This is a genomic window from Micromonospora nigra, from assembly GCF_900091585.1.
Lineage (GTDB): Bacteria > Actinomycetota > Actinomycetes > Mycobacteriales > Micromonosporaceae > Micromonospora > Micromonospora nigra.
Genome location: NZ_FMHT01000003.1, coordinates 6,147,926 through 6,160,006, shown reverse-complemented (window position 1 = coordinate 6,160,006; position 12,081 = coordinate 6,147,926). Strand labels below are relative to the sequence as shown.

The window sequence follows — 12,081 nt, the reverse complement described above, 5'->3', positions numbered from 1 at the left end:
GATGACAGTGGGCGACGATCCGCGACGCCGGGTGCCGCGCACCGACGTCCTGCTCGCCGATCCCGCCCTCACGGCGGCTGCCGGCACCGTCGGCCGCGACCGGGTCAAGGCCGCCGTCCGGGCCGCCCAGGCCCGCGCCCGGCGCGGCGAGATCACCCCCGATCGGGTACGCGACGCCGCGTTGGCCGCCCTGCCGCCGCCGCTGCCCCGCCGGGTGGTCAACGCCACCGGGGTGCTGCTGCACACCAACCTCGGCCGGGCCGCGCTGTCCGACGCGGCCGTGGCCGCCCTGGTCGCCGCCGCCGGGCACACCGACGTCGAACTGGACCTCGACACCGGCCGGCGGGCCCGGCGGGGCCGCGACGCCGTCGCCGCGCTCGCCGCCGCCGTGCCCGACGCGGCGGCCGTGCACGTGGTCAACAACGGTGCCGCCGCCCTGGCGCTCGCCGCGACCGCCCTCGCCGCCGACGCGGAGATCGTCGTCAGCCGCGGCGAACTGGTGGAGATCGGCGACGGGTTCCGCCTGCCCGACCTGCTCACCAGCACCGGCGCCCGACTGCGCGAGGTCGGCACCACCAACCGCACCACCCTCGCCGACTACGCCGCCGCGGTCGGCCCCCGCACCGGGTTCGTGCTGAAGGTGCACCCGTCCAACTTCCGGGTCACCGGCTTCACCGCCGCCGTGCCCGTGGGTGACCTCGCCACGCTGGGCGTGCCGGTGGTCGTCGACATCGGCTCCGGACTGCTCGCCCCCGACCCGCTGCTGCCCGACGAACCCGACGCGGCGACCACCCTGCGCGCCGGGGCGGCCCTGGTCACCGCCAGCGGTGACAAGCTGCTCGGCGGCCCCCAGGCGGGGCTGCTGCTCGGCCAGGCCGACCTGGTGCACCGGCTGCGTCGGCATCCCCTGGCGCGGGCGCTGCGGGTCGACAAGCTGACCCTGGCCGCGTTGACCGCCACCCTCGGCGGCCCGGCCACCCCCACCCACACGGCCCTGCACACCGACCCGGGCGACCTGCGGGTGCGCACCGACCGGCTGCGCGAAAGCCTGGTCGCCGACGGCTGCGCGGCCGAGGTGGTGCCCGCCGTGGCCGTCGTCGGTGGGGGCGGCGCACCCGGCGTCGAGCTGGCCTCCTGGGCCCTCGCGCTGCCCGAGCGGTACGCCGCGCCGCTGCGCCTCGGTGACCCGCCGGTGCTGGGCCGGGTGGTGCGGGGCCGGCTGCTGCTGGACCTGCGGGGCGTGCCCGCCGCCGCCGACGAGGCGGTACGCGCCGCCGTGCTGGCCGTCACCGGGGCCACCTGACATGTTCGTGGTGGCCACCGCCGGGCATGTCGACCACGGCAAGTCCACCCTGGTGCGGGCCCTGACCGGGATGGAACCCGACCGCTGGGCCGAGGAACGACGCCGGGGCATGACCATCGACCTCGGCTTCGCCTGGACGCACCTGCCCTCGGGGCGCACCGTGGCGTTCGTCGACGTGCCCGGCCACGAGCGGTTCGTGCCGAACATGCTGGCCGGGGTCGGCCCCGCTCCCGCCGCGCTGGTGGTGGTGGCCGCCGACGAGGGGTGGATGCCGCAGTCCGCCGAGCACCTGGCCGCGCTGGACGCGCTGGGCGTGGCGTACGGACTGCTGGTGGTGACCCGGTCGGATCTGGCCGACCCGGGGCCGGCCCTGGCCCGGGGGCGCGCGGAGGTGGCCGCCACCTCGCTCGGCGGCGTCGAGGCCGTCGCGGTCAGCGCCGTCACCGGCGCGGGCCTGCCGGGGCTGCGCGCCGCGCTGGACCGGCTCGCCGACCGGCTGCCCGCCCCCGACGCCGGTCCGCCGGTGCGGCTGTGGGTGGACCGCGCCTTCACGGTGCGGGGTGCCGGCACCGTCGTCACCGGCACTCTCGGTGGTGGCCGGCTGCGCGTCGGCGACGAGGTGGAGCTGGCCGGATCCGGTGAGCGGGTGCGGGTGCGGGGCCTGCACCGCCTCGGCTCGCCGCGACCGGAGGTGGCGGCGGTGGCCCGGGTGGCGGTCAACCTGCGCGGTGTGCCCCGGGACCGGCTGCGACGCGGCGACGCGCTGCTCACCCCCGACGGGTTCGGCCGCACCGCCCTGGTCGACGTGCGGGTGGTGGGCGACCCCGTGGCGGACCTGCCGGCGACCCTCACCCTGCACGTCGGGTCGGCCGCCGTGGCGGTGCGCGTACGCCCGCTCGGCGGGGACACCTGCCGGCTGCGGCTGGCCCGCCCACTGCCGCTGCGCCTGGGGGACCGGGCGCTGCTACGCGACCCGGGCCGCCACCACGTCGCCGGCGGGGTGACCGTCCTCGACGTGTCCCCGCCGCCGCTGACCCGGCGAGGCGCCGCCGCGGACCGGGCGGCCCTGCTGGCGACCCTCGACGGCTGCCCCGACCTGGCCGGTGAGCTGCGCCGGCGGGGCCTGGCCCGCGCCACCGACCTGCGTCGCGCGGGGGTGCCGGTCGCGGGGCAGCCGGTGACCGGTGACTGGCTGGCCGACCCCGACCACTGGCGGGAACTCGGCGACCGGCTGGCCGTCGAGGTCGACCGGTACGCCCGGGACCACCCCCTCGAACCGGGCGCCCCGGTCGAGGCGCTGCGCCGACGCCTGGACCTTCCGGACCGTCACCTGGTCGAGGCCCTGGTCCGCCCACCGCTGCGGCTGGCGCAGGGGCGGATCAGCACCGTCGGCGCCGACGCGCTACCCGAACCGGTGGCCCGGGCGGTGGCACGGTTGCGCGCCGCATACGCCGACCAGCCGTTCCGGGCCCCCGAGGCCGACCGGCTCCGCGAGTTCGGCCTCGGCCCCCGGGAGATCGGCGCGGCGGTGCGGGCGGGGGCGCTGCTGCGGCTGGCCGACGCGGTGGTGCTGCTGCCCGGCGTGCCCGAACGGGCGGCGGCGGTGCTGGCCGGGCTGCCGCAGCCGTTCACCCTCAGCGCGGCCCGGCAGGCGTTGGGCACCACCCGGCGGGTGGCGGTGCCGCTGTTGGAGCTGCTGGACCGGCGTGGGGTGACCCGCCGGCTGCCCGGCGACGCCCGGGAGGTCGTCGCCGGTTGAGGTCGCGGCCCCCCGGCGGTCGTCGGCACGTCAGCGGGTTCGTGCCGGCAGGTTGAGCCGATCGGGCCGCGCGGGCGGGGGCGCCGCCCCTACCGTGACGGCATGGATCCGTCCGCGATCTGGCGGGACAAGCAGCACCGGTGGCGCATCGAGGCGTACCGGGCCCCCGACCTGCGGTTCGCCGTGTTCGCGACGAACGGCACCACCGAGTCCGCGCCGCTGTGGCTGTTCGGCATGTCCGCGCTGGCCCGGTGGCTGATGTCGCACCGCATCTCCCTCGACGACCTGGAGACCGACTGAGCGGTCGCCCGGTCGGGCTGAGCCGTCGCCCGGTCGGGCGACACCGGCTGCGAAACCCGTCCCGGCCGGCTCCGTCGTCCGTACGGTGCGGTACGTGAAGGACCGAGGGTTGCGGACGTTCCTGACGGTGCTCGCCGGCCTGGCGGTGATCTACTTCGGCACCGCCGGTCGGGGACCCGAGGAGGAGGGCGGCCTGTCCGGTGGGCTGGTCGTGCTCGCCCTGGCGGCGGCTCTGCTCGTGTGGCACCTGACCAAGCCGGGTGGCACCACCACCAAGTGACCCTGCTCAGCGGGCGGTGCGGCTGATCTCGGCGGGGGAGTCCTCGCCCAACGCCACCCGCACCAGTGCGGAGGCCAACCGGCCGAACTCGGTGTCGTCGACGAGGTCGGCCAGCCGGTCCGGGGTGGCGGGCAGGCCGAGTCGCCGCGCCCCGGCCACCGCCCGCTTGTCGGCGTACGGCTGCAGGTCCGGCCACACCGCCTGGACCTCGCGTAGGAAGATGTCCGCGCCGGTGGGACCGATACCCGGGAACCCGGTGAGGAGCCGGCGCAGCGACGCCGGGTCGTTGCCCGCGGCGCGGTGCAGCCGCCGCAGGTCACCGTGCCAGCGCTCCAGGCACAGCCGCGCCCCGGTGCCGAGCATGGTGGCGGTCCGTTCGTCGTAGCGCCGGTAGTGGCCGCGGCCGAGGGCGTCGACGCGGTCCTGCCAGCTCGCCGCCTCCATCGCCTGGGGGGTGCGGTAGCCGGCGGCGAACAGTTCCCGCGCTGCCGCCACCCCCACCTGCGCCCGGATCCGGGTGCTCAGCAGGGTGGTCAGCACCAGCAACTGGTACAGCGGGGCGGGCCGGTCGGCGAGCGTGATGCCCGCCTCCTGCGCGTACGTGTGTCCCCGCCGGTCCAGTAGGACCCTGGCCACGTTCCGGTCGTCGCCCACGGTCCGGGGTTACCCGGCTCGCGGCCGGATAGCCCTCCCCGCCGTGGGTGGGCCCGGCATGCCCCCGACAGCGGCGGGTAAGCCGCCGGTGGCACGCGGCGGTGCCGTGCCGTCCACCCGGAGGGAGTACAGCCGTGACGAATCCGCAGCAGCAGGAGTTCCGACGCAACGCCAGGGGCGCCAACACCCAGGACAACAAGGGTCCCGGGCCCGGGGCCCAGCCCCGCAACCGGGGCCACTCGACCGGTGACACGGGTCGGCCGGTTCCCGAGGGGCAGGTGTCGCCGTACGGTCCGACGGAGGAGCCGGTGGCCAGTGACGACAGTGGCCGGGACTGACGCCCCGGCCACTGTCGACGGCGACCGGGGCTAACGCCTCCGGCCCGACGTGGGCGGCCGCAGCCGGTTCCAGGTGGCTGCGGCCGCCATCCCGTACGCCAGGTGCGGTAGCAGGTCGGCGAGCCAGTCGACCCGCCGCCACTGCCGCGGATCGGTCACCCCGAGCAGGGTCATGGACCCGTCCGCCATGGTCATCGCGCCACCGCCGAGCAGGGCGGTGGCCAGGGTCAGCGGCATCCTCCGCCCCCTGGTCAGGGCCGCGAAACCGACACCTGCGGCCAGGCCCAGGCCGTAGCCGAGCAGCGGCCCGAGACCCGAGCGGCGGTGGGCCGCCCGGTCCTCCGGCCCCAGGTCCACGTGGGCGAGCCCGGCCAACCGCCGGGCGCTCTCCTCGGGGGTGCTGCTGGCCGCCCGGGCCCGCAGCACCATGTCGAGGTAGCTCACGGCGTTCAGCGCGGTGCTGCCGACGGCGCCCGCGACGGCGCCGTCGGCCAGGTGACCGGCCCTCACTTCGGGTCGCCGGGTTCGCGGCCGCTCTTGGGCCCGTACGCCCGGTCGCCCCGGGCGAAGCCCCGCTGCCCCCGGTCGTCCTGCAGGATCCGGTTGGCGACGTCGTCGGCCTTGTGGTCGGGCACGCGCCGGCCCGACTCGTCGATCGCGTTGCGGATCCGCGCCCGCTGCTTGTCGTACGCGTTGCTGCCCGGCCGTGGTCCTGGCATCGCTGCCTCCTCCGGTCGTCGTGCCCGTGCGGGTACGCGCCCGTCTACCCGCCCTCGCCGGGACCAACCCCACCGTCGGGGGTCACCGGGGGTGTGCGCAGCACCGCCACCGGACAGTCGGCGTGGTGCAGCACCGACTGGCTGACGGAGCCGAGTAGCAGCCCGCTCAGCTCACCGCGTCCCTGACCGCCGACGACCAGCAGTTGGGCGCGGCGGGACGCCTCGGCGAGGACCTTCGCGGGCCGCCCGCGCACCAGCTCCCGGGTGACCGGCAGTCGGGGGTACCGTTCGCCGATTCCGGCGAGGGTCTCGGCCAGCGCCCGCTCCTCGTCGGCGCGCAGTTCCGACTCGTCGTACACCAGGGGCTGGATGTCGCCGGGGCCGGTGGACACGGGGTGCCGGTAGGCGTGCAGGGCCACCAGGGGCGCGTCGCGCAGCGCGGCCGTCTCGGCGGCGAACCCGACTGCGGCGAGGGACAGCTCGGAGCCGTCGACGCCGACGACGACGGGTCCGTCGGTGCGGGCGGTGCCGCGCGCCACGACCACGGGGCAGTCGGCGTGCGCGGCGACCTGGACGGCGACGGAGCCGACCAGCAGCGCGGAGAAGCCGCCGAGCCCACGGTCACCGAGGACGATCATCGCGGCGGTGGGCGCCTCGCCCACCAGCACGGCGGCGGCCTCGCCGTCGATGATCTCGCCGGTGACGCGCAGGCCGGGGGACGCCTGCTCGGCTTCGGTGACGGCGGTGAGGACCAGTTGTTCGGCCTGGTGGCGCAGCCCTCCGCCGGGTGGCCCCTCGGTGGCCGGATGGATCGGTGAGTGCAGCAGCGGCCAGATGAAGCCGTGCACCACCCGCAGTGCGCGGTGGCGGCGGTGTGCCTCCGTGGCGGCCAGCCGCACGGCCCGCAGGGCCGACTCCGAGCCGTCCACGCCGACCACGACCGCCGCACCGTTCGCCGAGTTCACCGATCACCTCCCGCCGCCGTGCCCAGTATCGCCGCCGGGACCCCGCCCGCGCGGCGATACCGCGGCAGGCGTCGTGCTGGGTACGCTGACGACGATTTCGGGGAGAGGACGTCGTCGATGCAGGAGCCGGACCAGCCCAGTACCGCGCGGATGATCGACCACTGGCTCGGCGGGAGGCACCACTTCCCGGTCGACGTCGCGGCGGCGCGGGCGTTCGAGCAGGCGTACGGCCCGTGCGCGCCGGTGTTCCGGGAGCTGCGCGCCTTCCTCGGCCGGGCCGTGGGGGCCATCGCGGCGACGGGGGTGGACGGTTTCCTGGTCTTCGGTGGGGGCGTGCCCACGATGGGCAACGTGCACGAGGCCGCGCCGGAGGCGACGGTGCTCTACACCGACGTCGACCCGGTGACGATCCGCCTCGGGCAGCGGATCCTCGCCGGCAGTGACCGGGCCGGCTACGGTTTCGGCGATGCCACCGACTTCGGCACGATCGACCGGGCGCAGCTGCACCGGTTCCTGTCGGGTTGGGGCCGACGGCCGGTGGGGGTGGTGTTCCTGGGCCTGGCCGCGTTCCTCGACGACGCGACGCTCACCCGTACCCTCGACGAACTGTACGAGGCGGTCGCGCCGGGCAGCTACCTGGCGATCGACTTCGACACGGAGGAGCTGGCGGGGTATCCGCAGGCCCTGGCGATGATGGGGCCGCAGTTCCGGATGCGGTCGCCGTCGTCGTTTCGTCCGCTGCTGGGGCGGTGGACACCGACGCGGGACGGCATCGTGCCGGTGACCCGGTGGCGTCCGGAGGGCCCGGTGCCGGCGGTGCCGGACGCGTTCCACGGCGGGATCGCCGTGCGGTCGACCGGGTGATCGGGGTGTCACCCGCCTCCGTATGATGTTTGCCTTACGGCAAATGTTCGGAGGCTGTCATGTCGCAGGTGCCCCCGGCGGTCTCCCGTGCCCTGCGGGCGGCCCCGCCCGACCGGGTGGTGGAGGTGGCCGATCGGGTCGTCCGCGCCGCCGTCGGCGCGTCGCGCACCGAGGTGCTGCTGGCCGACTACCGGAGCACGGGGCTGTGGCCGGTGCTCGACGCGGACCGCCCCGACGGGGCGCCACTGGCGCAGCGGGGTGCGGCACAGCGGTGTTTCAGCAGCCAGGAGCCCATCCTGGACACCGGCGTCGACGGGGTCTGTCGACTGCACCTGCCGCTGTCGGTGCGCGGCGAGCGGCTCGGTGTGTTCACCGTCGACCTGCCCGCGCCGCCGGGCGACTCGGTGACGGAGTGGGCCGTGGACGTTGCCGGTGATCTCGCGGTGGCACTGCGCGCGGCGGACCGGGAGACCGACCGCTACCGGCGGGCCCGTCGGCGTGAGCGGCTCAGCATGGCCGCCGAGATGCAGTGGGAGCTGCTGCCGGGGCGCAGCGTGGACCATGCCGCGTTCCGCCTGGGTGGTCAGCTGGAGCCGGCCTACACGGTCGGCGGCGACCACTTCGACTGGTCCCTCGACGACGACCGGCTCACCGTCACGGCCCTCAACGGCGACGGCATCGGCCTGTCCGCGGCGATGTTGACGGCGCTGGTGGTCAACGCGATGCGTAACGCCCGGCGCTCCGGTGGCGGCCTCGTGGAGCAGGCGGAACTTGCCTCCGACACGGTCTACTACCAGCACCGGGGGCGTCGGCACGTGGCGACCCTGCTGCTGGAGGTCGACTGCGCGACGGGCCGGGTGCGGGCGGTGGACGCCGGTTCGCCGCACGTGTGGCGGCTGCGCGGTGCGGCGGTGCGGCGGATCCCGTTGGACCAGCAGTTGCCGCTGGGCATGTTCGCCGAGACCCGGTACGAGGTGCAGGAGTTCACGCTGGAGCCGGGGGACCGGCTGTTCGTCGTGTCGGACGGGGTCTGGGCGGCTGATCCGAGTGGGGCCGAGCCGTACGGCGACCGGGCGATGACCCGTGCGATGAGGGCAACGCGTCTGCAACCGCCGACGGAGGCGGTTGGTACGGTGTTGCGCGAACTGCGCGCCTTCCACGCGACGGGTGACCTGCACGACGACGCGGTCGTCGTCTGCCTGGACTGGCGTGGTTTCGGCGACAGGTGAGCCGGGGGCGGTGGCCGGGACCGGACACCAGCGCAACGATGGCAGGGGACGCCGCGTGGAAGCACCGGATCTCGCCGCGGCGATCGACGACGCGGCAGCGGCGCTGGTCGGCGTGCTCGAGTCGGCGGCCTCCCGTCACCAGCTGACCGTGTCACCGACGCAGCTTCGGGTGCTGTCCCTGGTCAGTAGCCGGCCTCAGCTCAACGTCAACGGGCTGGCCGAGCTGCTGGACGTGGTGCCCTCCTCGGCGAGCCGGCTGTGTGACCGGCTGGAGGCCATCGGCCTGCTGCGGCGGGTGGTCGATCCGCGGGACCGCCGTGAGGTGCGGCTGGTGCCCACGAGCGCCGCGCAGGAGCTGCTGGGGGAGCTGACGGCCCGTCGGCACCGGGCGGTGCAGTCGGTGCTGGACCGGATGCCGCCCCACGCGCAGCGCGAGCTGTTGACGGCGCTCGCGGCGTTCGCCCAGGCCGCGTCCGGTGACCAAGCCAGGGACACCCCCGGCTGGCCGGCCTGACCGGACAGTTCCATCCTAGGACGCCCTAGCGGTGGTGACACTCACCACACGACAGGCAAACACACCACCAGCGGGAAAAGCTCAGGACCAGGCCGCTCGGATCGGCCCGATATAGTGGCAGCGCAGCTCGCCACCACGTGATCACCGACGGGGTCGGCGAGCCGAGGGGGAGGTCCCGGTCCGGGATCGCAGCGGGCGCCGGCGTCGAGCCGGCCGACAGCGCGTACGACCCTCCGCGCGTCCGTACCTGACCGGGCGCGGCGGAAGCGCGTCGCGGAGGAGGTTCGGTGTCGCGTCGGCCGGCTCGGGCAACAGATCCGGCAGGCACCGCCGGCATCAGCGACCAGGTGTTCACCCTGCCGAACCTGATCAGCTTCGGGCGACTGCTCGGCGTGCCCCTGTTCCTGTGGCTGTTGCTGGTCGCGCACGCCGACGTGGCGGCGGTCGTCGTGCTGGCCGTCGGTGGCACCACCGACTGGGTGGACGGCTGGGTCGCCCGCCGGATGCGGCAGGTCAGCCGCCTCGGTGAACTGCTGGACCCGCTGGCCGACCGGCTCTACATCCTCGCCACCCTCGTGGCCTTCACCATCCGTGAGGTGGTTCCGTGGCAGTTCACGGCGGCGTTGCTGTTCCGGGAGATGCTGCTGCTCGGCTCGCTGGCGGTGCTGCGCCGCCACGGCTACGGCCCACCGCCGGTGCACTACGTCGGTAAGACCGCCACCTTTCTGCTGCTGGGGGCGTTCCCCGTCCTGCTCGTGGCGGCCGTGGTCCCCGACGTGGCGACGGTGGCCGCGGCGGTGGGCTGGGGTCTGGCGTGGTGGGGTCTGGTGCTCTACTGGGTGGCCGGCGTGATGTACGTCGTGCAGACCGTCCGCCTGGTCCGCGCGGTCCGGGACGGGGGAGGGGCGGCATGAGCGGAGACCCGCGACCCGGCCGGCGCACGGACCGGGTGTACGCCCCGGACTTCCTCACCGAGCTGTTCCGCAACCCGTTGGAGCCCGGCTACGCGGAGGCGACGGCAGCGCGGCGCGACGACGACCGTCCCGCCGGGTGGCGGGGCTGGTCGGTGCGCACGGTGAGCCTCGTGGTGATCGTGGTGCTGGGTTTCCTGTTCGCGGTGGCGTACCGGCAGGCGATGGCCGACGAGCCGGGGCGGGCGCAGGCACGCTCGGGCCTGGTGGCGCAGATCAAGCAGCGGCAGGGGGAGACGGACGCGTTGTCGGAGCGCGCCGACCAGCTGCGTACGGAGGTCAGCCGGCAGCGGGAGGCGGCGTTGACGGGGTCGCAGGCGGCGCGGCTGCGGGAGTTGGAGGCCGCCACCGGGTTGGGTCGCGTGCGGGGGGACGGGGTGCTGGTGCGGTTGGCGGACGCGCCGGGCAATCCTGACGTGGTGACGGGCGCGGGAGTGGGCCCGTCGCGGGTGATCTACAGCGACCTGCAGGGGGTGGCGAACGACCTGTGGGCCGCGGGGGCCGAGGCGATCGCGATCAACGGGCAGCGCCTGACGGCCACGTCGACGATCCGGTCGGCGGGGCAGGCCATCCTGGTGGACTTCCGTCCGGTGACCGGGCCGTACGAGGTGTCGGCGATCGGGCCGGGGTCGATGGCCCAGCGGTACGGGCGCAGTCGTAGTGCGTTGACGATGCGGAAGGTGGCGCAGGAGACGGGCTTGTCGTTCGGGGTACGGGAGGTCGACGACCTCACCCTGCCGGCGGCTCCGGAGCCGCGGCTACGCTACGCGGAGCCCTCGGTGAGTCCGAGTTCGTCACCGTCGGGCGGCGATCGTTCCGTCAGTCCCCGGCCGTCCGGTCCGGGGGCGTCTGCCAGTCCCTCCGGAGGTGGTCGATGATCGCGGTGCTGGCCCTGTTGGCCGGTGTGGTCCTCGGGCTGTGGTTCGATCCGACGGTGCCGGCGGCGTTGCAGCCGTACCTGCCGATCGCGGTGGTGGCGGCGTTGGACGCGGTGTTCGGTGGGGTGCGGGCGAAGCTGGACCGGATCTTCGATGACAAGCAGTTCGTGGTGTCGTTCATATCGAACGTGCTGGTGGCCGGGTTGATCGTGTATCTGGGCGACCAGTTGGGCGTGGGCGGGCAGTTGTCGACCGGTGTGGTGGTCGTGCTCGGGGTGCGGATCTTCGGGAATGTGGCGGCGATTCGTCGACACCTGTTCCGGGCGTAGGTTTGTGTCGTGAGTGACGAGCACACCGAGACAGGTACGGGTTGGCCTCAGCCGGCGGGGCCGACGCGTCCGCAGGGGCCGGCCGGTGAGCCGGATCCTCGTCCGGACGCGCCGGATCCGGACGAGGTGAGTCCGTTGGTGCCGGGTGGTTCGCCGCGTGCGGAGCCGGAGCGGAACGCGAAGGCGGACGACGACGCGGCGACGGTGGATCTGTCGCGGGCGGTGGAGGAGGTGGCCGCGCCGGCGGTGGGTGCGGGGTCCGGGCGTCGGGTGAGCACGGCGGCGTTGATGATCGCGGCGTTGTTGGCGTTGCTGGGGTTCACGCTGGTGGTGCAGTTGCGCACGACGTCGACGGATCCGACGGTGGCGGCGACGCGTCAGGAGGACCTGGTGCGGATCTTGTATGACCTGGATGCGCGGGAGGTCCGGTTGCGGCAGGACATCGCCGCGTTGGAGGAGAGCCAGCGGCAGTTGCGGTCGGGTGAGCAGGGTCGCCGGGTGGCGTTGGAGGAGGCGTCGCGGCGGGCGGACGAGTTGGGGATCCTGGCGGGGACGTTGCCGGCGCGTGGTCCGGGGTTGTCGGTGCGGTTCGTGGCCGGTGGGGGCGAACCGATCTCGGCGAGTCGGGTGCTGGACGCGGTGCAGGAGTTGCGGGGTGCGGGCGCGGAGGCGATGCAGATCTCCGGTGGCGGTGGGGTCGCGGTGCGGGTCGTGGCGTCGACGTACTTCCTGAACGGGGACAACGGGGCGCTGGTGGTGGACGGGCGCCGGTTGACGGGTCCGTTCACGATCACGGTGATCGGTGATCCGGCGACGATGCGTACGGCGCTCAACATTCCTGGTGGGGTGGTGGCGTCGGTGGCGGGCGACGGCGGTAACGTGATCGTTGAGGATCGTGAGGTTGCCGAGGTTTCGGCGCTGCACGCGCCGATCTCGCTGGAACACGCCCGTCCGGTCTCCTGACCGGCGCGGCCGGCG

General features: G+C 74.9%; 16 protein-coding genes. 12 read left to right on the top strand and 4 right to left on the bottom strand.

The genetic code is table 11. From position 1 onward, the window contains the following. The first annotated feature begins 1 nt into the window (after position 1). The 4 genes from selA (at position 2) to GA0070616_RS27080 (ending at position 3,642) form a co-directional block, all read left to right on the top strand. Positions 2 to 1,303, top strand: coding sequence for an L-seryl-tRNA(Sec) selenium transferase (gene selA / locus GA0070616_RS27095; protein WP_091089446.1), 1,302 nt, complete (start codon positions 2 to 4; stop codon positions 1,301 to 1,303). Between the two features lies 1 nt (position 1,304). Further along, on the top strand, positions 1,305 to 3,062 hold the full coding sequence (selB, locus tag GA0070616_RS27090; protein ID WP_091089443.1) for a selenocysteine-specific translation elongation factor: 1,758 nt from the start codon (positions 1,305 to 1,307) through the stop codon (positions 3,060 to 3,062). 102 nt (positions 3,063 to 3,164) lie between these two features. Beyond that, the gene (locus GA0070616_RS27085) at positions 3,165 to 3,362 is read left to right on the top strand and encodes a hypothetical protein (RefSeq protein WP_091089439.1); all 198 of its coding nucleotides are present in this window, start codon (positions 3,165 to 3,167) and stop codon (positions 3,360 to 3,362) included. A gap of 94 nt (positions 3,363 to 3,456) precedes the next feature. After that, complete coding sequence (locus GA0070616_RS27080; protein WP_091091787.1) at positions 3,457 to 3,642, top strand: hypothetical protein; 186 nt, start codon at positions 3,457 to 3,459, stop codon at positions 3,640 to 3,642. A 6-nt stretch (positions 3,643 to 3,648) separates the two neighbouring features. Here the strand turns inward: GA0070616_RS27080 and GA0070616_RS27075 are convergent, their stop codons facing one another. Next, the gene (locus GA0070616_RS27075) at positions 3,649 to 4,296 is read right to left on the bottom strand and encodes a hypothetical protein (RefSeq protein ID WP_091089436.1); all 648 of its coding nucleotides are present in this window, start codon (positions 4,294 to 4,296) and stop codon (positions 3,649 to 3,651) included. A 134-nt stretch (positions 4,297 to 4,430) separates the two neighbouring features. Between GA0070616_RS27075 and GA0070616_RS27070 the strand changes: the two genes are divergently transcribed. After that, a complete protein-coding gene (locus tag GA0070616_RS27070) occupies positions 4,431 to 4,634 on the top strand; it encodes a hypothetical protein (protein WP_091089432.1) in 204 nt (67 codons plus the stop codon). A gap of 30 nt (positions 4,635 to 4,664) precedes the next feature. On the opposite strand, the gene GA0070616_RS27065 is transcribed toward GA0070616_RS27070, so the two are convergent. The 3 genes from GA0070616_RS27065 to GA0070616_RS27055 are packed head-to-tail and all read right to left on the bottom strand — an operon-like array spanning position 4,665 to position 6,318. Continuing rightward, positions 4,665 to 5,144, bottom strand: a complete 480-nt coding sequence (locus tag GA0070616_RS27065) for a hypothetical protein (RefSeq protein ID WP_091089430.1) — start codon at positions 5,142 to 5,144, stop codon at positions 4,665 to 4,667. Continuing rightward, the gene (locus GA0070616_RS27060) at positions 5,141 to 5,353 is read right to left on the bottom strand and encodes a phosphatidylethanolamine-binding protein (protein ID WP_091089427.1); all 213 of its coding nucleotides are present in this window, start codon (positions 5,351 to 5,353) and stop codon (positions 5,141 to 5,143) included. Before GA0070616_RS27060 ends, GA0070616_RS27065 begins: the two co-directional genes overlap by 4 nt. Positions 5,354 to 5,397: 44 nt before the next feature. Further along, positions 5,398 to 6,318 carry a universal stress protein gene (locus tag GA0070616_RS27055; protein WP_091089423.1) on the bottom strand — a complete coding sequence of 307 codons (921 nt, stop codon included), beginning with the start codon at positions 6,316 to 6,318 and terminating at the stop codon, positions 5,398 to 5,400. Between the two features lie 117 nt (positions 6,319 to 6,435). On the opposite strand from GA0070616_RS27055, the gene GA0070616_RS27050 reads away from it, so the two are divergent. The 7 genes from GA0070616_RS27050 (at position 6,436) to GA0070616_RS27020 (ending at position 12,066) form a co-directional block, all read left to right on the top strand. Continuing rightward, entirely contained in the window at positions 6,436 to 7,182 is a 747-nt protein-coding gene (locus GA0070616_RS27050; protein WP_091089419.1) for an SAM-dependent methyltransferase, read from the top strand. A gap of 59 nt (positions 7,183 to 7,241) precedes the next feature. After that, positions 7,242 to 8,411, top strand: a complete 1,170-nt coding sequence (locus tag GA0070616_RS27045; RefSeq protein ID WP_091089416.1) for a PP2C family protein-serine/threonine phosphatase — start codon at positions 7,242 to 7,244, stop codon at positions 8,409 to 8,411. Between the two features lie 55 nt (positions 8,412 to 8,466). Then, positions 8,467 to 8,925 (top strand): MarR family winged helix-turn-helix transcriptional regulator, encoded by a 459-nt coding sequence (locus GA0070616_RS27040; protein WP_091089413.1) that lies wholly within the window; start codon positions 8,467 to 8,469, stop codon positions 8,923 to 8,925. Positions 8,926 to 9,212: 287 nt separating this feature from the next. Next, the gene (clsA, locus tag GA0070616_RS27035; protein ID WP_091089409.1) at positions 9,213 to 9,839 is read left to right on the top strand and encodes a cardiolipin synthase ClsA; all 627 of its coding nucleotides are present in this window, start codon (positions 9,213 to 9,215) and stop codon (positions 9,837 to 9,839) included. Then, a complete protein-coding gene (locus GA0070616_RS27030; RefSeq protein WP_091089404.1) occupies positions 9,836 to 10,774 on the top strand; it encodes a DUF881 domain-containing protein in 939 nt (312 codons plus the stop codon). The genes clsA and GA0070616_RS27030 overlap by 4 nt, the downstream gene beginning before the upstream one ends. After that, positions 10,771 to 11,103 (top strand): small basic family protein, encoded by a 333-nt coding sequence (locus tag GA0070616_RS27025; RefSeq protein ID WP_091089400.1) that lies wholly within the window; start codon positions 10,771 to 10,773, stop codon positions 11,101 to 11,103. The genes GA0070616_RS27030 and GA0070616_RS27025 overlap by 4 nt, the downstream gene beginning before the upstream one ends. Positions 11,104 to 11,112: 9 nt before the next feature. After that, positions 11,113 to 12,066, top strand: coding sequence for a DUF881 domain-containing protein (locus GA0070616_RS27020; RefSeq protein ID WP_091089397.1), 954 nt, complete (start codon positions 11,113 to 11,115; stop codon positions 12,064 to 12,066). Positions 12,067 to 12,081 lie beyond the last annotated feature (15 nt).

What these genes read in the sequence shown, in the direction of transcription:
- GA0070616_RS27030 (WP_091089404.1), top strand. Translation starts at nt 9,836, where the DNA reads ATGAGCGGAGACCCGCGACCCGGCCGGCGCACGGACCGGGTGTACGCC.
- GA0070616_RS27025 (WP_091089400.1), top strand. Translation starts at nt 10,771, where the DNA reads ATGATCGCGGTGCTGGCCCTGTTGGCCGGTGTGGTCCTCGGGCTGTGG.
- GA0070616_RS27045 (WP_091089416.1), top strand. Translation starts at nt 7,242, where the DNA reads ATGTCGCAGGTGCCCCCGGCGGTCTCCCGTGCCCTGCGGGCGGCCCCG.
- selB (WP_091089443.1), top strand. Translation starts at nt 1,305, where the DNA reads ATGTTCGTGGTGGCCACCGCCGGGCATGTCGACCACGGCAAGTCCACC.
- GA0070616_RS27060 (WP_091089427.1), bottom strand. Translation starts at nt 5,353, where the DNA reads ATGCCAGGACCACGGCCGGGCAGCAACGCGTACGACAAGCAGCGGGCG.
- selA (WP_091089446.1), top strand. Translation starts at nt 2, where the DNA reads ATGACAGTGGGCGACGATCCGCGACGCCGGGTGCCGCGCACCGACGTC.
- GA0070616_RS27050 (WP_091089419.1), top strand. Translation starts at nt 6,436, where the DNA reads ATGCAGGAGCCGGACCAGCCCAGTACCGCGCGGATGATCGACCACTGG.
- GA0070616_RS27085 (WP_091089439.1), top strand. Translation starts at nt 3,165, where the DNA reads ATGGATCCGTCCGCGATCTGGCGGGACAAGCAGCACCGGTGGCGCATC.